The organism is Frigoribacterium sp. PhB107 (assembly GCF_003751515.1).
In the GTDB taxonomy this organism is placed as follows: Bacteria; Actinomycetota; Actinomycetes; order Actinomycetales; family Microbacteriaceae; genus Frigoribacterium.
The window spans coordinates 1-20,268 of record NZ_RJKU01000001.1; the positions used below are offsets into that span (position 1 = coordinate 1).

The 20,268-nt window shown below is 72.6% G+C and carries 17 protein-coding genes and 1 pseudogene; all 18 read left to right on the forward strand.

What is annotated here, in order from left to right; genetic code table 11:
* Nucleotides 1-774 precede the first annotated feature (774 nt).
* The 18 genes and pseudogenes from EDF18_RS00005 to EDF18_RS00090 all read left to right on the forward strand — a co-directional run bounded on the left by EDF18_RS00005 (nucleotide 775) and on the right by EDF18_RS00090 (nucleotide 20,221).
* The gene (locus EDF18_RS00005) at nucleotides 775-1,623 is read left to right on the forward strand and encodes a hypothetical protein (RefSeq protein ID WP_233568904.1); all 849 of its coding nucleotides are present in this window, start codon (nucleotides 775-777) and stop codon (nucleotides 1,621-1,623) included.
* Entirely contained in the window at nucleotides 1,562-2,620 is a 1,059-nt protein-coding gene (locus EDF18_RS00010; RefSeq protein ID WP_123545318.1) for an HAD-IIA family hydrolase, read from the forward strand. The genes EDF18_RS00005 and EDF18_RS00010 overlap by 62 nt, the downstream gene beginning before the upstream one ends.
* A 13-nt stretch (nucleotides 2,621-2,633) precedes the next feature.
* Nucleotides 2,634-2,837: a hypothetical protein gene (locus tag EDF18_RS00015; RefSeq protein WP_123547157.1), complete on the forward strand. Its 204-nt coding sequence runs from the start codon at nucleotides 2,634-2,636 to the stop codon at nucleotides 2,835-2,837.
* Nucleotides 2,838-2,845: 8 nt separating this feature from the next.
* Nucleotides 2,846-3,691 (forward strand): TlyA family RNA methyltransferase, encoded by an 846-nt coding sequence (locus EDF18_RS00020; protein ID WP_123547158.1) that lies wholly within the window; start codon nucleotides 2,846-2,848, stop codon nucleotides 3,689-3,691.
* A 5-nt stretch (nucleotides 3,692-3,696) separates the two neighbouring features.
* The gene (locus EDF18_RS00025) at nucleotides 3,697-4,620 is read left to right on the forward strand and encodes an NAD kinase (protein WP_123547159.1); all 924 of its coding nucleotides are present in this window, start codon (nucleotides 3,697-3,699) and stop codon (nucleotides 4,618-4,620) included.
* Nucleotides 4,617-6,326 carry a DNA repair protein RecN gene (gene recN / locus EDF18_RS00030; protein ID WP_123545320.1) on the forward strand — a complete coding sequence of 570 codons (1,710 nt, stop codon included), beginning with the start codon at nucleotides 4,617-4,619 and terminating at the stop codon, nucleotides 6,324-6,326. The genes EDF18_RS00025 and recN overlap by 4 nt, the downstream gene beginning before the upstream one ends.
* Before the next feature lie 155 nt (nucleotides 6,327-6,481).
* On the forward strand, nucleotides 6,482-8,227 hold the full coding sequence (locus tag EDF18_RS00035; protein WP_199732277.1) for a CTP synthase: 1,746 nt from the start codon (nucleotides 6,482-6,484) through the stop codon (nucleotides 8,225-8,227).
* A gap of 3 nt (nucleotides 8,228-8,230) precedes the next feature.
* A complete protein-coding gene (locus EDF18_RS00040; RefSeq protein ID WP_233568906.1) occupies nucleotides 8,231-8,803 on the forward strand; it encodes an NUDIX hydrolase in 573 nt (190 codons plus the stop codon).
* A gap of 31 nt (nucleotides 8,804-8,834) precedes the next feature.
* The gene (locus EDF18_RS00045) at nucleotides 8,835-9,758 is read left to right on the forward strand and encodes a site-specific tyrosine recombinase XerD (RefSeq protein WP_123545322.1); all 924 of its coding nucleotides are present in this window, start codon (nucleotides 8,835-8,837) and stop codon (nucleotides 9,756-9,758) included.
* 94 nt (nucleotides 9,759-9,852) lie between these two features.
* Nucleotides 9,853-10,752, forward strand: a complete 900-nt coding sequence (locus tag EDF18_RS00050; RefSeq protein WP_123545324.1) for a ParA family protein — start codon at nucleotides 9,853-9,855, stop codon at nucleotides 10,750-10,752.
* Nucleotides 10,736-11,593: a ScpA family protein gene (locus EDF18_RS00055; RefSeq protein WP_123545326.1), complete on the forward strand. Its 858-nt coding sequence runs from the start codon at nucleotides 10,736-10,738 to the stop codon at nucleotides 11,591-11,593. The genes EDF18_RS00050 and EDF18_RS00055 overlap by 17 nt, the downstream gene beginning before the upstream one ends.
* Entirely contained in the window at nucleotides 11,583-12,209 is a 627-nt protein-coding gene (gene scpB, locus EDF18_RS00060) for an SMC-Scp complex subunit ScpB (protein ID WP_123545329.1), read from the forward strand. The genes EDF18_RS00055 and scpB overlap by 11 nt, the downstream gene beginning before the upstream one ends.
* Nucleotides 12,199-12,981: pseudogene (locus EDF18_RS16520) on the forward strand (pseudouridine synthase); the annotation flags it as partial. The gene scpB and the pseudogene EDF18_RS16520, both read left to right, overlap by 11 nt.
* Before the next feature lie 1,460 nt (nucleotides 12,982-14,441).
* On the forward strand, nucleotides 14,442-15,629 hold the full coding sequence (locus EDF18_RS00070; RefSeq protein WP_123545331.1) for a prephenate dehydrogenase: 1,188 nt from the start codon (nucleotides 14,442-14,444) through the stop codon (nucleotides 15,627-15,629).
* Nucleotides 15,626-16,456 carry a (d)CMP kinase gene (gene cmk, locus EDF18_RS00075; protein WP_199732279.1) on the forward strand — a complete coding sequence of 277 codons (831 nt, stop codon included), beginning with the start codon at nucleotides 15,626-15,628 and terminating at the stop codon, nucleotides 16,454-16,456. Before EDF18_RS00070 ends, cmk begins: the two co-directional genes overlap by 4 nt.
* 8 nt (nucleotides 16,457-16,464) lie before the next feature.
* Nucleotides 16,465-17,973, forward strand: coding sequence for a ribosome biogenesis GTPase Der (gene der, locus EDF18_RS00080; protein WP_123545333.1), 1,509 nt, complete (start codon nucleotides 16,465-16,467; stop codon nucleotides 17,971-17,973).
* A 143-nt stretch (nucleotides 17,974-18,116) separates the two neighbouring features.
* Nucleotides 18,117-18,431, forward strand: coding sequence for a hypothetical protein (locus tag EDF18_RS00085; protein ID WP_123545335.1), 315 nt, complete (start codon nucleotides 18,117-18,119; stop codon nucleotides 18,429-18,431).
* Nucleotides 18,428-20,221: a hypothetical protein gene (locus tag EDF18_RS00090; RefSeq protein WP_123545337.1), complete on the forward strand. Its 1,794-nt coding sequence runs from the start codon at nucleotides 18,428-18,430 to the stop codon at nucleotides 20,219-20,221. Before EDF18_RS00085 ends, EDF18_RS00090 begins: the two co-directional genes overlap by 4 nt.
* The last annotated feature ends 47 nt before the right edge of the window (nucleotides 20,222-20,268 follow it).

Below are 20,268 nucleotides of genomic sequence, written 5' to 3' on the forward strand. Positions count from 1 at the left end.
TGGTACTGCAAGGGGGACCTTGTGGGAGAGTAGGACACCGCCGGACTCCTTTTGATAGAAGAGCCCCTCCACTGGAGGGGCTCTTCTTGTTTAACGCCGACAGTCGGCGAGAGATGCTGGCTCGCCTCGGGCGCATCCGTTGGTAGTCTCGTACCTCGGCCGCAGCGAGCACCGCTCGTCCTGGCCGATCGACTTCCGGGGTGCGAGCCCCCACAACACAACAGCTGCCTGCACGACAGAACGAGGAGCATCTCCGTGAGCGACCGCGACGACGACCGACCCGACCGACCCCGACGAGACGCGTCCTCCGGGCGTGACGGCGGTGCGCGGGGGGAGCGCCCGTCGGGCGGCGACCGCGGGGCCCGGGGCGACCGGCCCCAGCGCGGTGAACGTCCTGCGTACGGGGACCGCGCCTCCTCGGGTCGGCCGCAGGGTGGGGGAGACCGTCGAGGCGGTCCCTCGTCTGGCGGTCGTGCGGGCTCGACCGGCGGTCGTCCCTCGACCGGTTCCGGTCGTCCCTCGAGTGGTGGGCGTCCGCCCACCGGTGGCGGCGGTCGACCGTCGACGGGTGGTGGACGTCCCTCCACCGGTGGACGTGCCTCGAGCGGATACCAGGGGAACCGCGAGACGCCTGAGGATCGCGATCCCTACGGCCTGAAGTCGGTCCGGCCGGCGCAGGAAGTCGCGCACGTCCCCGACGACGTCGAGCCCCGCGACCTGGACAAGGTCGCCCGAGGCGAGCTGAAGACGCTGAGCAAGGAGAACGCCGACTGGGTGGCCAAGCACCTCGTCATGGCGGGGCGCCTCATCGAGGACGAGCCGGAGGAGGCTCACAAGCACGCGCTGTCGGCCGGTCGTCGCGCTGGTCGCATCGGTGTCGTTCGCGAGACGATCGCCATCACGGCGTACACGGTGGGGGACTACGCACTGACGCTGCGCGAGCTGCGGACCTATCGGCGCATCACCGGTCGAGACGACCAGCTGCCACTGATGGTCGACAGCGAACGCGGGCTGGGGCGTCCCGAGCGCGCTCTCGAGCTCGGGCGATCGGTCGACGTCTCGACCCTCGCACCGGCAGTCCGTGTCTCGCTGGCCATCGCCATGAGCGGTGCTCGGCTCGACCTCGGCCAGCCCGACGCTGCGCTCGGCGAGCTCGAGATCCCGCAGCTCGACCGCCGCCGCGCGTTCGAGTACAGCCCGGCCCTGTTCGACGCGTACGCCACCGTCCTCGAGGACCTCGGTCGCGATCGTGACGCGGAGGAGTGGCGCACGCTGGCCGAGCGAGCCGACGCGGCGCTCGAGGCTCACCACGGCGACGACGACCGGGAGACCGTCGAGGTCGTCGAGGAGGAGCTCGAGCTCGACGAGTCGTGGGACGCCGAGGACGAGTCCGTGCCGCTCGAGGAGCCTACGGCTGACGACGCGTCCGAGACAGGCGAGGCGCCTGCTCCGCATGAGGAGCTCGTTCCTGATGAGGAGCCTGCTGCTGATGAGGAGCCTGCTGCTGTTGAGGAGCCTGCTGCTGATGAGGAGCCTGCTGCTGATGAGGAGCCCGCTGCTGATGAGGAGCCCGCTTCCGACGACGCGCTCGACACGGACACGGAGACCGAGCACCGTGGCTGACGGCCCCACGCCCCTGGACGGCGTCGACACCGTCCTCGCCGACCTCGACGGAGTCGTGTACCGCGGGTCCGTCGCCATCGACCACGCCGTCGAGAGCCTCACCGCGGTGGCCGAGACCCACCGCGTCGGCTACATCACGAACAACGCCTCGCGCACCGCGGCCACGGTGGCCGCGCAGCTGAGCGGCTACGGGCTGCAGGTGACCGCGGACGACGTGGTGACCTCCCCGCAGGCGGCCGTGCGCCTCCTCGTCGACGCGGTGCCGGCCGGCTCGACCGTCCTCGTCGTCGGGGGAGACGGGCTCACCTCCGTGCTCGAGGCCGAGGGCTTCCGGGTCACGAGGTCAGCGGACGACGAGCCCGCGGCCGTCGTCCAGGGGTTCAGCCGCGAGGTCGGCTGGTCCGACCTCGCCGAGGCCTCGTTCGCCCTCGCGGCGGACATCCCGTGGATCGCGACGAACACCGACTGGACCATCCCCCAGGAGCGCGGCACCGCACCCGGAAACGGCACGCTCGTCAGCGCCGTGCACACCGCCGTGGGCCGTCTGCCCGTGACCGCGGGCAAGCCCGAGACGCCGATCTTCACCGCGGCCGTCGAGCGCTTCGGCGCCACGACTGCGATGTTCATCGGCGACCGGCTCGACACCGACATCCTCGGCGCCCGTCGTGCCGGGCTCGTCTCCGTGCTCGTGCTGACCGGCATCGACGGCGCCAAGCAGGTGCTCGCGGCCGAGAAGGGCTCGCGGCCCGACTTCATCGTCGGCGACCTGCGCGAGCTGAACCAGCCGTATCCCGTGATCGTCGAGCACGACGAGGACGACGTCCACGTGGTCACCGTGCGCGACGCCCGCGTCGCCGTCCGCGGCGGCGTCGTCCGGGTCCTCGCGGCCGGTGGCGACCCCGTCGACCTGCTGCGAGCCGGGGCGCACGCCGTGTGGGGCACCGGCCGGGCGATCTACGGCCTCGACATCGACCCTGCCCTGCACCCCGGTGAGTAGGGTGGACGACACCATGCAGCAGGAGCCGAGGTCCGTCGACACGACGTCCGACGAGGAGGCGACGGCCGGGCTGGCAGGACGCCTGCGGACGATCGAGGCCCTCCCTCTCGACCAGCGTGCCGTCGCGTTCGGCGCCGTGCACGACGAGCTGCGGGTCGCGCTCCAGGGCACGGGCGGGGACACCGGCGAGGCCGACGACAGCCCGGGTGGTCGGTGACCGTCCGCATCGAGGAGCCGGAGGACGCCGCCTCGTCCGCCGAGCAGGCGGAGCGGGCCGGTCAGCGTCTCGACGCGGCGCTCGCGTCTCGGGGGCTCGCGCGCTCCCGCACGCACGCCGCTCGCCTCCTCGCCGACGGCCTCGTCACGGTGAACGGCTCGGGCGCCGTCAAGGCGTCGACCCGCGTAGTCGAATCGGACACCGTGGAGGTGGCCGGCCTCGACCACTACGTGAGCCGCGCGGCGCACAAGCTCCTCGCGGCGCTCGACGCCTTCGACGTCGACCCGAGGGGTCGCACGGCGCTCGACGTGGGCGCGTCGACGGGCGGCTTCACGCAGGTGCTGCTCGAGCGGGGCGTCGACCACGTCGTCGCGCTCGACGTCGGGCACGGCCAGCTGTCGCCCTCGATCCGCAGCGACCAGCGCGTCACGGTGGTCGAGGGCGTGAACGCGCGCTACCTCGAGGCCGGCCAGCTGCGGGGCCTCAGCGACCGCGCCTCCTCGATCGACCTCGTCGTCGCCGACCTGTCGTTCATCTCTCTCACGATGGTGCTGCCCGCGCTGGTCGCCAGCGTGCCTGTGGACAGCGACTTCGTGCTGCTCGTGAAGCCGCAGTTCGAGGTGGGGCGGCAGGGCATCCGCGAGGGCGTCGTGCACGACGCCCGCTTGCGGAACGAGGCCGTCACCGGAGTCCTCTGGGCGGCCCACGACCTGGGCCTCGGCACGGCGGGGATCATCCCCTCACCGATCGTCGGGACGGCGGGCAACAAGGAGTACGTCGTCCGGTTCTCGGCTCGTCACGGGTCGAATCCGACAGAATGGCTCGGCAGGTCCGAGAGCACGACGGGAGCGTGAGACAGATCGACACGACGACACGGCACATCCTCGTCGTCTCCCACACCGGGCGACGCGACTCGCTCGACGCCGCCCTCGAGGTCTGCGCGCTCCTGGTCGGCGCCGGCGTCGTGCCCGTGCTCTCGCGTGACGAGTGGGACGACATCAAGACCGCGGCGCCCGACATCGAGCCGGTCGACATCCTCGGCGAGGACGTCGCGCTCGACGCCCTCGAGTGCGTCATCGTGCTCGGCGGCGACGGCACCATCCTCCGGGCCGCCGAGCTCGTCCGGGGCACACGTGCCCCGATCCTCGGGGTCAACCTCGGCCACGTCGGGTTCCTCGCCGAGAGCGAGCGAGACGAGATGGCGTACGCGGTGTCACGCGTCGTCGCGCGCGACTACGACGTCGAGGAGCGCTTCGCCCTCGACGTGCGCGTCGTCGAGGGCTCCGAGGTCGTCTGGCGCACCTGGGCCATGAACGAGGCGACCGTCGAGAAGGCGTCGCGCGAGCGGATGCTCGAGGTCGTCATCGAGGTCGACGGGCGCCCCCTCTCGTCGTTCGGCTGCGACGGGGTCGTCATGTCGACCCCCACCGGGTCGACCGCCTACTCGTTCTCCGCCGGGGGGCCGGTCGTCTGGCCCGAGGTCCAGGCGCTGCTGCTCGTGCCGCTCAGCGCGCACGCGCTCTTCGCGCGGCCGCTCGTGGTCGGCCCCGACTCGACGCTCGCCGTCGAGGTGATGAGCCGCACCGACGGCCGCGGCATCCTCTGGTGCGACGGGCGCCGCGAGCACGACCTGCCGCCCGGCGCCCGTGTCGAGTGCACGCGCTCGGACCAGCCCGTGCTGCTGGCCCGCCTGCGACAGGGGCCGTTCACCGACCGCCTCGTCGCCAAGTTCAAGCTCCCCGTGACCGGCTGGCGCGGCCCCGAGCAGGGAGACGCGTCGTGATCGAGGAGATCGCGATCCGCGACCTCGGCGTCATCGGGCGTGCGACCCTGCCCCTCGGGCCGGGCTTCACCGCCGTGACCGGCGAGACCGGCGCCGGCAAGACCATGGTCGTCACCGCGCTCGGCCTGCTGCTCGGCCAGCGCGCCGAGAGCGGCATCGTCCGCTCGGGCAGCGCCCAGGCGGTCGTCGACGGCCGGTGGGTCGTCCCGGCCGACGGCGCCGTGGTCGAGCGCGTGCGCGACGCCGGGGGAGACGTCGACGACGGCGAGCTCTTCCTCAGCCGCGTCGTCTCGGCCGAGGGCCGCAGCCGGGCCGTCGTGGGCGGTCGGTCCGCCCCGATCGGCGTGCTGGGCGACCTCGCCGACCACCTCGTGGTCGTCCACGGGCAGTCCGAGCAGATCCGCCTCAAGTCGGCGCAGGCGCAGCGGGCGGCGGTGGACGCCCACGGAGGCGCGCCCCTGGCCGCGGCCGCCGCCTCCTACCGGGCTGCGTTCGAGGCCTGGACGGCCGCCCGTGACGAGCTCGCCGAGATCACCCGCGACCGCGACAAGCGCCGTGCCGAGGCCGACGCGCTGCGCGCCGCCATCGACGAGATCGAGGCGGCGGCTCCAGTGGCCGGCGAGCTCGACGAGCTGGACGCCACGGCCGACCGGCTCAGCAACTCCGAAGACCTGCGGCTCGCCGCCGGCCTCGCGCACGAGATCCTCTCCACCGACGCCGTCGACGGCACTCGCGACGTCCTCTCCCTCGTCGAGGAGGCGCGGCGACAGGTCGAGCGCGTCGCCCCGCACGACCCCGCGCTCGCGCCGATCGCCGACCTGCTGGCCGAGGTCAGCGTGCAGGTGTCCGAGTCCTCGTCGCGCCTGTCGAGCTACCTCGGCGGCCTCGACGCCGACGCCGCGGGCGACCTCGAGGCGGTCCAGACCCGGCGCGCCGAGCTGACGTCGCTGATGCGCAAGCACGGCCCCGGCCTCGACGACGTGCTGCGGCTGCTCGACGCGGGCAGCCAGCGCCTGGTCGAGCTGGACGGCGACGACGACCGGCTCGCGTCGCTCGACGACGAGGTGGCGCAGTTCCGGGCCGAGGCCGAGACCAGGGCCGGCGTCCTCAGCGACCTGCGCCGCGCCTCCGGGGCGGACCTGTCCGAGCGGGTCAGCGCCGAGCTGTCCGCGCTCGCCATGGCCGGCGCCGAGATCGTCGTCGAGGTGACGCCGCGCGACGAGCTCGGCAGCACCGGCGCCGACGTCGTGTCGCTGCTGCTGCGCCCGCACCCCGGCAGCGAGCCACGCCCGCTCGGCAAGGGCGCGTCGGGAGGCGAGCTCTCGCGCGTCATGCTCGCCCTCGAGGTCGTGATGGCCGGGTCGAGCGACGTGCCGACCTTCGTCTTCGACGAGGTGGACGCGGGCGTCGGCGGATCCGCCGCGATCGAGATCGGCCGCCGGCTCGCCGCGCTGTCCGAGCGCGCCCAGGTCATCGTCGTGACCCACCTCGCCCAGGTCGCCGCGTTCGCCACCAACCACCTGCGCGTCGTCAAAGATGCGTCGGGCGAGGTCACCGCGAGCAGCGTCCAGCAGCTCGAGGGCGACGAGCGGGTCGCCGAGATGGCCCGGCTGCTCTCGGGGCTGCCCGACAGCGCCAGCGGTCTCGACCACGCCCGCGAGCTGCTCGAGCTCGCCTCGGCCGGCCGCGCCGTCACACACTCGTAACAGGCAGCGGTGGCTGACCGGCCCCGCGTGACATAGGATGGAATCCCGTGGTGAACGTTGAGAACTCGGGCCTTGATTCCTCCTCGATCGACGGAGGTGGCCCTTCGGAGTCTCCTTCGTCCGGTAGCAACTCCTCCAGCGTCACGAAGAGCAATGTGACCAAGCACATCTTCGTCACCGGCGGCGTCGTCTCGTCGCTCGGCAAGGGCCTGACGGCCGCGAGCCTCGGCAACCTGCTCACGGCGCGCGGGCTGCGCGTGGTCATGCAGAAGCTCGACCCGTACCTGAACGTCGACCCGGGCACGATGAACCCGTTCCAGCACGGCGAGGTGTTCGTCACCGACGACGGCGCCGAGACCGACCTCGACATCGGGCACTACGAGCGGTTCCTCGACATCGACCTCGACCAGGCCGCGAACGTCACGACGGGCCAGGTCTACTCGACCGTCATCGCGAAGGAGCGGCGGGGCGAGTACCTCGGCGACACCGTCCAGGTCATCCCGCACATCACCGACGAGATCAAGCGCCGCATGCGCCAGCAGGCCGAGGGCGACGTCGCCCCCGACGTGATCATCACCGAGGTCGGCGGCACGGTCGGCGACATCGAGAGCCAGCCCTTCATCGAGTCGGCCCGCCAGGTGCGGCACGAGCTCGGGCGGAACAACGTGTTCTTCGTGCACGTCTCGCTGGTGCCCTACATGGGCGCGTCGGGCGAGCAGAAGACGAAGCCGACGCAGCACTCCGTGGCGGCGCTCCGGTCGATCGGCATCCAGCCCGACGCCCTCGTGCTCCGCAGCGACCGCCCCGTCAGCGAGGCGAACAAGCGCAAGATCGCGCTGATGTGCGACGTCGACGAAGATGCGGTCGTCAACGCGAAAGACGTCGCGAGCATCTACGACATCCCCTCGATGCTCAACGAACAGGGCCTCGACTCGTACATCATCCGCCACCTCGGCCTGGCCGAGAAGGCCGGCGAGGTCGACTGGTCCGGCTGGCAGACCGTGCTCGACGCGGTGCACCAGCCGAAGCACGAGGTCACCATCGGCCTCGTCGGCAAGTACATCGACCTGCCCGATGCCTATCTGTCGGTCACCGAGGCCCTCCGCGCCGGTGCGTTCGCCCACCAGGCCAAGGCGAAGCTCGTGTGGATCCCGTCGGACGACTGCGAGACTCCCGAGGGCGCCGCCGCGGCGCTGTCGCAGGTCGACGGCATCTGCGTGCCCGGCGGCTTCGGCATCCGCGGCATCGAGGGCAAGCTCGGCGCGCTGAAGTTCGCCCGCGAGAACGGCATCCCGACGCTCGGCCTCTGCCTCGGCCTGCAGTGCATGGTCATCGAGTACGCCCGCGACAAGGCGGGCCTCGCCGGCGCCTCCTCGTCCGAGTTCGACCCCGACACCGAGTTCCCGGTCATCGCGACGATGGCCGAGCAGGTCGACATCATCGCCGACGGCGACCTGGGCGGCACGATGCGCCTCGGCCTGTACCCGGCAGCCCTGCAGCCGGGCTCGCTCGCGGCCGAGCTGTACGGCTCCGAGCTGGTCGACGAGCGTCACCGCCACCGCTACGAGGTCTCGAACCAGTACCGCCGGCAGATCGCCGACGCGGGCCTCGTGTTCTCGGGCACCTCGCCCGACGGCACCCTCGTCGAGTACGTCGAGCTCGACCGCGCCGAGCACCCGTTCTACATCGGCACCCAGGCGCACCCTGAGCTGCGGTCGCGCCCCAACCGCGCGCACCCGCTGTTCAGCGGCCTCGTCGGCGCGTCGCTCGAGCGCCAGAACTCGAGCCGCCTCTTCGCGGACGAGGGCGACGACGCGGGCGAGACCCGTGCCGACGCGGTCGCTGCGGCCGTTGACCCGACCGACGGCGCGGCCGAGGCCGCAGCCCCCGGGCGGTCCTGAGCCGTGGCCGACTCCGAGTTGCTCCGCGACGAGCCCGCCGACCCGACCGTCACCTCCTCCGAGACGGTCTTCGAGGGCGCCGTCTGGAACGTCGTCCGCGACGTCGTCGACTACAACGGCTCGCCGATGACGCGCGAGTACGTCGCGCACACCGGCGCCGTGGCGGTGCTCGCGGTCGACGAGCACGACCGCGTGCTCGTCATCAAGCAGTACCGGCACCCGATCCGCACCCGCGACTGGGAGCTGCCTGCCGGCCTGCTCGACGCCGAGGGCGAGTCGAAGCTCGACGCGGCCAAGCGCGAGCTGGCCGAGGAGGCCGACCTCGAGGCGACCGACTGGGACGAGCTCGTCTCGTTCCACACGAGCCCCGGCGGCAACGACGAACTCGTCACCGTCTACCGGGCGACCGGCGTCAGCGCGACCGACGCGGCGTTCGACCGCACCGACGAGGAAGCCGACATCGAGAAGCGCTGGGTCGCCCTCGACGAGATCGTCGACGGCGTGCTGGCCGGGCGCCTGCACAACTCCATCCTCAGCATCGCGGCCCTGGCCGCGACCGTCGCCGCCCGCCGCTGACGACGCGGCGGTCGGTCGGGACGAGCGCAGGATGACCTCGATCGAGGAGGCGGTGGCCCGCTACCTGAGGCACGTCACGGTCGAGCGCGGCCTGTCCCCGAACACCACGGCCGCGTACCGACGCGACCTCGTGCTCTGGGCGGCGCACCTCGAGGAGGCGGGACGCGCCTCCGTCGAGGAGGTCGCGCCGGCGGACGTCGCGGCGTTCCCCGCCGCGTTGGCGACCCGTGCGGACGACCCTCTGCGCGCCTCCAGCGTGGCCCGGATGCTCTCGTCGGTGCGGGGCCTCCACAGGTTCATGCACGAGGAGGGGCTGGTCGCCGTCGACGTCGCGGCCGGCGTCCGCCCGCCGAAGCTGCCCTCGCGCCTGCCGAAGGCGATATCGGTCGCCCAGGTCGAGGCCCTGCTGGCCGCCACCGACGGCGACGAGCCCGCTCGCGTGCGCGACAAGGCGCTGCTCGAGCTGCTGTACGCGACGGGCGCCCGCGTGAGCGAGGCCGTGGCGCTCAACGTCGACGACGTCATCGACGGGGGAGACGTCGTGCGGCTCTTCGGCAAGGGCGGCAAGCAGCGGATCGTGCCCGTGGGCAGCTTCGCGCGGCGGGCGCTCGACGCGTGGCTCGTCCGGGGCCGGCCCGAGTTCTCGGCGAGAGGAGACGCGACGCCCGCGTTGTTCCTCGGTGCGCGGGGTGCGCGCCTCTCTCGGCAGAGCGCGTGGCTCGTCATCCAGGCCGCGGCCGAGCGGGCGGAGCTCGACGTCGAGGTCTCGCCGCACACCCTGCGGCACTCGTTCGCGACCCACCTGCTCGAGGGCGGCGCCGACGTGCGGGTGGTGCAGGAACTGCTCGGCCACTCGTCCGTCGCGACGACGCAGATCTACACGCTCGTGACGGCGGACGCCCTGCGCGACATGTACGTCACGGCCCACCCGCGGGCCCTCCGACCTGCCTCCTGACCAGGCACTACCTTCATCCGCCGCATGAGGCTTCCTGCCCGCGGGACGGGCGCGTCAGCCCGGCCGGGCAGAGGGCCGCCGGTACCATCGACGTGTGAGCACCAAGTCGACCTCGAGCACGCCCGCCCTCTTCGAGAGCGCTCCGGCGACCGTCCCCGCGAACGGTCCCACCGGTCGCCCGCGCACCGAGTTCGCCGTCCCCGAGCGACTCGACGGCCACGGCCCCGCGCGCATCATCACCCTCTGCAACCAGAAGGGCGGCGTCGGCAAGACCACGACCACCATCAACCTCGGCGCCGCGTTCGCCGAGTACGGCCGTCGCGTGCTCGCCATCGACTTCGACCCGCAGGGCGCCCTCACCGCGGGTCTGGGCGTGCAGGCGCACGACCAGCCCACGATCTACGACCTCATGATCGGCTCCGTCAAGGACGCGCACGACGTGATCGTGCCGACCCGCGTGCACGACCTCGACGTCATGCCGGCGAACATCGACCTCTCCGCAGCCGAGGTGCACCTCGTCAACGAGGTCGCCCGCGAGCAGATCCTCGCCCGCATCATCCGCCAGGTCAGCGCCGAGTACGACGTCATCCTGATCGACTGCCAGCCCTCGCTCGGCCTGCTGACCGTCAACGCCCTCACCGCGGCGCACGGCGTGCTCATCCCGCTCGAGTGCGAGTTCTTCGCCCTGCGCGGCGTGGCCCTGCTCGTCGAGACGATCGAGAAGGTCCGCGACCGGCTGAACCCCGCCATCACCCTCGACGGCATCCTGCCGACGATGTTCGACTCGCGCACCCTGCACAGCCGCGAGGTGCTCGAGCGGGTCGTCGACGCGTTCGGCGACGAGGTGCTCGAGACCGTCATCGGCCGCACCGTGAAGTTCCCCGACGCCTCGGTCGCGGGCATCCCCATCACCCAGTTCGCCCCCGAGCACCCGGCGGCGCAGGCCTATCGCCAGCTGGCCCGAGAGCTGATCGCGCGTGGTGCCGCAGCCTGAGGCCCCCGTCGTCGCCGCCGACCCGAGCGGCGCCCCCGATCCCGCAGCCGGTCCGTCGGCGCGGGGCTTCGAGGTCGTCCTCGAGAACTTCAGCGGCCCGTTCGACCTGCTGTTGACCCTGATCGGCAAGCGCGAGATGGACGTCACCGAGGTCGCGCTCAGCGCCGTCACCGACGAGTTCATCGCCTACCTGCGCACCGTCGACACCGACGAGGACCTCGACCAGGCCAGCCAGTTCATCGTCGTCGCCGCGACCCTGCTCGACCTCAAGGTCGCCGGCCTGCTGCCCCAGGGCGAACTCGTCGACGCAGAAGACGTCGCGCTGCTCGAGGCGCGCGACCTGCTCTTCGCCCGGCTGCTGCAGTACCGCGCCTTCAAGCAGGCGGCCGAGTGGTTCGCCGAGCGCGGCGCCGTCGAGTCCCGCCGCCACCCCCGCACCGTGCGGCTGGAGGAGAAGTACCGCGTCACGACGCCCGAGCTGGTGTGGACGCTCTCGCCCGACGACTTCGCGGCGCTCGCCGCCTTCGCCCTGACGCCCCAGGCCGTGCCGACGGTCGGCCTCGACCACCTGCACGCCCCGCTCGTGAGCATCCGCGAGCAGGCCGCCTGGGTGGTCGCGATGCTGCGCCGCGCCGGGGTCGCGACGTTCCGCGAGCTCGTGGCCGACGTCGACCAGAAGGGCGTCGTCGTCGCGCGGTTCCTCGCGCTCCTCGAGCTGTACCGGCACGGATCGCTCGCGTTCGAGCAGGTCGAGCCGCTCGGCGAGCTCAGCGTGCGCTGGGTGGCCGAGCACTGGACCGACGAGGCGCTGGACTCGCTGGGGGCCGACTATGACGGCTGACGCGACGACCGCCTCCTCCGCTCGCAGCGTCGTCGACGACGAGCCGCGCGACCGCACCCACGACGACCGTGCGACCGCCCGGGCCCTCGAGGCCGTGCTGCTGGTCGCCGACGAGCCTCAGTCGCTCCTGTCGCTGGCCGCCGCCGTGGGCCGACCGACCGCGGAGGTGCGCCGTGCGGTGGCCGACCTGGTCGCTGACTTCGACGGCGTCGACGGCACTCCCCGGCGCGGCTTCGAGCTGCGCGAGGTCGGCGGCGGCTGGCGTTTCTACGTGCGGGAAGAGCTGGATCCCGTCGTGCGCGATTTCGTGCTGACGGAGAACCCGTCCAGACTGTCGCAGGCGGCTCTCGAGACGCTGGCGGTCATCGCCTACAAGCAACCCATCACCCGGAGCAGCATCGCGCAGATCCGCGCGGTGAACGTCGACTCGGTCGTCCGTACACTGGTGGGTCGCGGCCTGGTCACGGAGTCGTCCACCGACCCCGAGACCGGCGCCCTCACCTACGAAACGACGGATCTCCTGTTGACCCACCTCGGCATCGCCTCGCTCGACGAGCTCCCGCTGATCTCCCCGCTCCTCCCTGACGGATCCGGAGGATTCGACGATGTCATCTGACCCCACCACCACCCCCGACGACGACCTGCCCACGGGCGAGCGCCTGCAGAAGGTCATGGCCGCCGCGGGCGTCGCCTCGCGCCGTGTCTCCGAAGACCTGATCGCCGCGGGCCGCGTCACCGTCAACGGTAAGGTCGTGACCGAGGCAGGTCGCCGCATCGACCCCGAGAGGGACAAGGTGGTCGTCGACGGCGCCGCGGTCCAGCTCGACACGACGCGTCGCTACGTGATGCTGAACAAGCCCGTCGGCGTCGTCAGCACGATGAGCGACGAGGCCGACCGCCCCGACCTGCGTCAGTTCACCTCCGACTTCGAGGAGCGCCTGTTCAACGTCGGCCGCCTCGACGTCGAGACCAGCGGCCTGCTGCTGCTGACGAACGACGGCGAGCTCGCCCACGTGCTGGCGCACCCCTCGTTCGGCGTCACCAAGACCTACATCGCCAAGGTGCGCGGCGTCGTCACGCCCGCCGTGCTGGCGCAGCTGCTCGCCGGCGTCGACCTCGAGGACGGCCCGATCGCCGCCGACCGTGCAGCCGTCGTCGCAGGAGGCGCGGGCCTGTCGCGCTCCGCCGACTCGTCCCTGGTCGAGATCACCCTGCACTCGGGGCGCAACCGCATCGTCCGCCGCATGATGGAGGAGGTCGGCCACCCCGTCATCGACCTCGTGCGCCGCTCGTTCGGCCCCCTGCACCTCGGCACCCTCAAGGCGGGCCACGTGCGCTCGCTGAACAAGACCGAGCTCGGCGCCATCCTCACGATCGCGCGCGACGCCTCGCCGTCGCCCAAGGTCGACTCCGTGCCCACGATCGAGAGCGGCGACGCGCCGGTCGACGAGGCCGACGTGGTCGAGGTCGCCCTCGACGCGGACGAGGTCGAGAAGGAGTTCTACGACGAGGACGACGACGAGTACGACCCCGAGACCGATGCCCGCGACGCCCGTCGCCGCGTGCCCGGTGCCGGCCCCCGTGCAGGCGTCGGCAAGGGCGACGCCCCCGTGTCGCGACGCGCGGAGGTGCGGCGCGAGCAGGCAGGACGCCGCGAGCAGGGCGCGGACCGCGGCGGGCGCCCGGCGCGCGACGACCGTGGCGGGCGCCCGGCGCGCGACGACCGTGCCGGCCGGCCCGAGCGTGGTGGCTACGAGGGCCGTGACGACCGCGGAGACCGTGGTGACCGTGGTGGCTACGCCGCCCGCGAGGACCGTGGCGGCTACGCGCCCCGCGCCGACCGCCCGGGCTCGGGTGCTCGAGGAGGCGCTGCTCGCGACGACCGTGGCGGACGCCCCGAGCGTGGTGGCTACCAGGGTCGCGACGACCGTGGTGGACGTCCTGCCGGTGGCGGGTACCAAGGTCGTGACGACCGTGGTGGACGTCCCGAGCGTGGTGGGTACCAGGGTCGTGACGACCGTGGTGCACGCCCGGAGCGTGGTGGGTACCAGGGTCGCGACGACCGTGGTGCGCGTCCCGAGCGCGGCGGCTTCGTCTCCCGTGACGACCGCGGCGGACGCCCGGACCGCGGCGGCTACGTGTCGCGCGACGGCCGTGGCGGCGCTCCCCGTGGCGGCGACCGCCCGCTGAGCCCCGGCGAGGAACGCGCCGCTGGCTACCCGAACCGCGACCTGCCGAAGGACCCGCGCACCGGCCGCCCCTCGGGCGTCCGTGCCGGCGGACCCGGATCCGGCCGCGGCGGCCGCGAGGACCGCAGCGCCCGTGACGGCGACGACCGCGGCGGCTACCAGCGCCGCGACGACCGTGGCGGACGCCCCGAGCGCGGCGGCTACCAGGGTCGTGACGACCGTGGTGGTCGTCCTGCTGGTGGTGGCTACCAGGGTCGCGACGACCGCGTTGGGCGCGATGACCGTGGCGGACGCCCCGAGCGCGGCGGCTACCAGGGTCGTGACGACCGTGGTGGACGTCCCGCTGGTGGCGGCTACCAGGGTCGCGATGACCGTGGCGGACGTCCCGCTGGTGGCGGGTACCAGGGTCGCGATGACCGTGGTGGACGTCCCTCCGGTGGTGGCTACCAGGGTCGCGATGACCGTGGCGGTCGTCCTGCTGGTGGTGGCTACCAGGGCCGTGACGACCGTTCCGGTCGCGACGACCGTGGTGGACGCCCCGAGCGCGGCGGCTACCAGGGTCGCGACGACCGCGGCGGACGCCCCGAGCGCGGTGGCGACCGTCCGTTCCGTGGCCGCCCCGACGACGGGGGACGTGGTCCCCGCGGGGGCGGGCGTTCGTGACCGACCCGACCCGCGCCTCCTCGACGGACCTCAGCGTCGCTGACGCGAGCACGGGATCGGCACGACCCGGTGCGACCGTCGACGACCTCGTCGGCGGCACGCGCCGTCTCGACGGCCAGGTGCGGATCGTGGGCTCGGGCCTGCTCGGCACGAGCATCGGGCTGCGGCTGCGCGAGCACGGGGTCGACGTGATCCTCGACGACGCCTCGCCTGCGGCCCGTAGCCTCGCCGTCGACTACGGCGCGGGTCGCGTCGCCGCCGAGGGAGACGCCCCCGTGCTCGTCGTCGTCGCCGTGCCGCCCGACGTCACGGCCGAGATCGTCCACCGCGAGCTCGACGCTTACCCGGAGGCGCTGGTCACCGACGTCGCCTCGGTCAAGGTCGCGCCGCTCGACGAGCTCCGTGCCCGCGGCGCCGACGTCTCGCGCTACATCGGCTCCCACCCCATGGCCGGTCGCGAGCGCGGCGGGGCCATCTCGGCCCGCGCCGACCTCTTCGCCGGCCGCCCGTGGGTCATCGCCGGCCACGACGACATCAGCTACCGCCGCGCCGCGGCCGTCGAGGACCTCGCCCTCGACCTCGGCGCCACCCCGATCGAGATGACGCCGGAGGAGCACGACGCGGGCGTCGCCCTCGTCAGCCACGTGCCGCAGGTCGTGTCGAGCCTCATGGCGACCCGCCTGCGCGACGCGACCGACGCCTCCCTGGGGCTCGCCGGCGGGGGAGTGCGCGACGTCACGCGCATCGCCGCCAGCGACCCGGCCCTGTGGGTGCAGATCCTCGGCGCCAACGCGTCCCGCGTCGTGGAGGTGCTGCGCGAGCTGCGCGACGACCTCGACGGCGTAATCGCGGCGCTCGCCGACCCCTCGGCCCCGGGCGCTCGCCGCACGGTCGCCGAGGCCATCGGCGCCGGCAACACCGGCGTCGCACGTCTGCCCGGCAAGCACGGGCAGTCGACACGGTTCAGCTCGGTCGTCGTCATCGTCGACGACGCCCCGGGCCAGATCGCCCGCCTGCTCGCCGACATCGGCGACATCGGCGTCAACCTGGAAGACCTGCGGCTGGAGCACTCGCCCGGCGCGCAGGTGGGACTCGCGGAGGTCAGCATCGTGCCCGAACAAGAAGAACGACTCGTCGCCGAGCTCGAGGGGCGCGGCTGGACCGTGTCCGGGGCGTTCGCATGAGCGCCGCACGCGACGAGGCGACCGGCTCGGCCGACTCGGCCGACTCGGGCGTCGAGGTCGACGTCGAGCGCACCCCCGGCGAGCACGGCGTGGGCGGCCCCGCCGGCGAGGCGCACACCGCCGAGCTGCGCGAGCGGACCGCGGAGGCGGTGCACCGGCACGTCGTCGTGGCCGTCGACGGGCCGGCCGGCAGCGGCAAGTCCAGCGTGAGCCGCGCCTCCGCCGTGGCCCTCGGCTACGACTACCAGGACACCGGCGCGGCGTACCGCGCCTTCGCCCTGCACGCGCTCGACAGCGGCGTCGACCTCGACGACGCGGACGCCGTGATCGGGGCGCTGCCCTCGTTCGCGTACGCGATCGAGATCGACCCGGCCCGCGCCTCCTCGGTGACCGTGGGAGGCGCGGACGTCACCGACGAGATCCGCACGCCCCGCGTGACCGGCGCCGTGAGCCACGTGGCGAAGCTCCCGGAGGTGCGGCGCTTCATGGTGGACCTGTTCCGCCGCATCATCGCCTCGACCGACCGGCCCGGCATCGTGACCGAGGGCCGCGACATCACCACGGTCGTCGCGCCGGACGCCCAGGTGCGCATCCTGTTGACGGCGACCGAAGAGGCTAGGATGGCCAGGCGTTCCGCCGAGGTCACCGGGCAGTCCGCCGAGGAGACCGCTCGGCAGCTGTCGACCCGCGACCGGCTGGACAGCAAGGTCGTCGACTTCATGACCGCCGCCGAGGGCGTGTCGACCGTCGACTCCACCCATCTCGACTTCGACCAGACGGTGCAGGCCGTGGTCGAGCTCGTGCGAGCGAGCACCCCCACACGCTAGGAGCCTCCATGGCAGACGACGACAAGTACCCCGAGCTCGACGACCAGATGGTCGGCCGCATCCAGGCGATGCCCGACGAAGATGCGGAGCAGCGCGCCCGCGCCCTCCGCGCCGGTCTGTCCGACTACGAGCTGGACGACGAAGACGTCGACGTCCTCGAGGGCGGCGAGTGGGACCCCGACGCCCTCACCTACGCCCCGGCCCTGCCGGTGCTCGCCATCGTCGGCCGCCCCAACGTCGGCAAGAGCGCCATGGTCAACCGCATCCTCGGCCGCCGCGAGGCCGTCGTCGAGGACAAGCCGGGCGTCACCCGCGACCGCGTCTCGTACAAGGCCGAGTGGGGCGGACGCCGCTTCACCCTCGTCGACACAGGCGGGTGGGAGCCCGACGCGATCGGCATCGACAAGTCCGTCGCGATGCAGGCCGAGATCGCCGTCGACCTGGCCGACGCCGTCCTGTTCGTCGTCGACGTCAACGTCGGGGCCACGTCCACCGACGAGCACGTCGTCCGCATGCTGCGCGCCTCGCACAAGCCGGTCATCCTGGTCGCCAACAAGAGCGACGACGCCCGGAAGGACCTGGAGGCGGCCTCGCTGTGGACCCTCGGCCTCGGCGAGCCGTTCCCCGCGTCGGCCCTGCACGGCCGCAACGTCGCCGACCTGCTCGACATGATCATGACGAAGCTGCCCGCGGTCTCGACGGTCGCGAAGGAGGAGATCGGCGGACCCCGCCGCGTCGCCATCCTCGGCCGCCCGAACGTCGGCAAGAGCTCGCTGCTGAACAAGGCCGCGGGCGAGGAGCGCGTCGTCGTCAACGAGCTGGCCGGCACCACCCGCGACCCGGTCGACGAGCAGGTCGAGATCGCCGGGCGCATCTGGACCTTCGTCGACACCGCCGGCATCCGCAAGCGCGTGCACCTGCAGCAGGGCGCGGACTTCTACGCGTCGCTCCGCACCTCGGCCGCGCTCGAGAAGGCCGAGGTCGCCGTCGTCGTCATCGATGTCACCGAGCCCATCTCGACGCAGGACCTGCGCATCATCGACCTGGTGCTCGAGTCGGGCCGCGCGCTCGTGCTCGCCTTCAACAAGTGGGACCTGCTCGACGACGACCGTCGTCGGTACCTGGAGCGCGAGATCGAGCAGGACCTCGACCACGTGTCGTGGGCGCCGCGCGTGAACATCTCGGCCCGCACCGGTCGTCACCTCGAGAAGCTCGTGCCGGCCCTCGAGCTCGCGCTCGAGTCGTGGGACACCCGCATCCCCACGGGCAAGTTCAACGCCCTGCTGGCGGAGCTCGTGGCCGAGCACCCGCACCCGCTGCGCTCCGGCAAGCAGCCGCGCATCCTGTTCGGCACGCAGGCGGCCAACCGCCCGCCGACCTTCGTGCTCTTCACGACCGGGTTCCTCGACCCGCAGTACCGCCGCTTCATCACGCGTCGCCTGCGCGAGATCTTCGGCTTCGAGGGCACCCCGATCACGGTGAACATGCGCGTGCGCGAGAAGCGCAAGCGCCCGTAGCTCGTCTCTTCCCCGCCCCCTGTGGGCAGAACGCCCGGTTGTGGATCCGTCCACGGCCGGGCGTTCGCATTGCTAGTGTGATGGCCTCGCGTACGAAATTGACATATCGTCGGCGCGACCACCTCACCGACGGAAGGCGATGCATGAGTGCGACGATCGACGTGGACCTCGAGGCGCTGGAAGGGATGACCGCGACAGCGCGGACGGCCCGGGACGGGCTGTCTTTCTCGCACGTGCTGACCGGCGACTGCTCTGCGGCCCTGGGCAACCGGGGCGTGGCCGGGGTGCTGGGCGAGGTGACGGTGCACCTCGCGCGACGCGTCGACCTGACGCTCGAGCTGCTCGAGCGGCTCACCGCGACGGCCACGGCCTTCGCGGCCGGGGTCCGAGAGGTCGACGCGCAGCTCGCGGCGCAGGCGGACGCCGGCTCCGGGGCTTCGTCCGAGGTCGACCGATGAGCGTCGACGAGGTCGACCCCGGCAAGGGCGACCCTGCCGGGATCGCCCGCCTCGCCCGGGTGCGGCGCGAGAAGCACGACGACCTGGGGCTCGGCCGGCACCGCCTGGAGTCCTGTCTGCGCTGGGCGGCGACGGAGTGGCGGGCCGAGGCAGGCTCGGCCTTCTGCGACTCGGGCGAGCTGCTCGTCGCGGAGTTCGCGGCGCTGATGGACGCCGTCGAGCTACACGGCGTGGTGCTCGAGGCGTACGGGCTCGAGGTCGGCGACATCGCCTCGGTGCAGCGACTGCTCGAGCGTCGCCGGGTCGAGGTCGCGACGGCGCTGCGCCGCACGTCCGACTCGCTCCTCGTGCTCGAGGCGGAGGAGGCGGCGTCGCCACTCTCCGGATCCGATCTGCGCGACGTCGAGAGGCAGGCCCTCCGCCGCGGCGAGCAGGCCGACCATGACGAGCTGGCCGGGGTCGGGCGGCGGTGGGCCGAGCTGGTCGAGCGTCGCGACGCGGCGGACAGCGCCTGCATCGAGGGCCTGTACGCCGCGGCTGCGGGCGACTTCCTGGCTGCCGCGGTCGAGGTCCGCGAGTCGACGACGCCGGAGGAGGCGCTGCGCCGACTGGACGGTCTCTCCGTCGTCGAGCTCGCGCTCCTCTTCGGCGAGAACGCGCTCCTCGCCGTGCTCATCGCGCAGGCGTCGCCGGAGGCGGTGCGCGAGTGGTGGGACTCGCTCGCGCGGGTGCGTCCCCTCCAGGGAGACGGCCTGTCGGCGGCGCAGCAGGCGCTGGTGCTCGCGGTCCCGTGGCTGATCGGCAACCTGGACGGCGTACCGCCGCTCGTGCGCATCAAGGCGAATGCGGTCACGGCAGCGGGACAGGTCGCCGAGAACCAGCACGTGATCGACGACATCGCGCGACACCCCCTGCACGATCCTCAGGCACGGGAGCTGATCGCGGAGCTCGAACGGGAGAACGCGTACCTGCGCGATGCGGCGGCCGTTCCGCCGAGGGTGCAGCTCTACACGTACGACCGGGCCAGAGACCGGATCGTGGAGATGCTCGGGGAGTGGCCTGGCGTGGGTGTGCCTGAGCGCGTGTACACGTACGTGCCGGGCACGTCCGCGCAGATGAAGGACTTCTGGAAGACCGGGGCCGGTCTGCAGGACTTCACCCGCCGGCTGATGCAGGACGACGGGATGGACAGCGTCGCCTTCGTCTACAAGGACGGCCGGTTCCCCGGCGGAGGCGACCAGGTGTTCCCGGCCGAGGGGAAGGGCCTCGTCGCAGCCCTCGCTCAGGCGAACTCCTCACCGTTCGCTCGGGAGGCGGGGGAACGACTCGCCGCGTTCCGCGCCGGGCTCGACGCCGGGGGCTCCGCTCCCGGCTCGCCTCCTCCTCGGACGATCGGCATCGGACACAGCTGGGGCACATCCAACATCGTCGCCTCAGAAGTGGCAGGAGCCCACTGGGACCACGTGGTCTCGCTCGCGGGCGCCGGAGCCGTGCCGGAGTGGTCGGGCTCCCCGGACACCGAGTACGACTCGTTGCGGTACGACGACGCCCTCGGCGTCGTGCAGGCGACCGGAATCGTCTACCGGCACCGGAATCCGCAGTACCTCTCCGAGTTCGAGCAGCACGAGTACGAGAGCGACGCGGACCGCGCGATGGGATGGGACTCGCCGGCGTGGCTGAGAGCAGCCGCGTTGCTGACGAACCACGCGTTGATCGCCACGGACTCGAGGCAGAACGACCAGGTGATCCGGGACGTTCTCAAGGAACTGCGAGAGGTGGACCCACGATGAGGGCTGATCGGGCCGCACGGGCGGCGACACTCGCCGTCGTCGCGGTC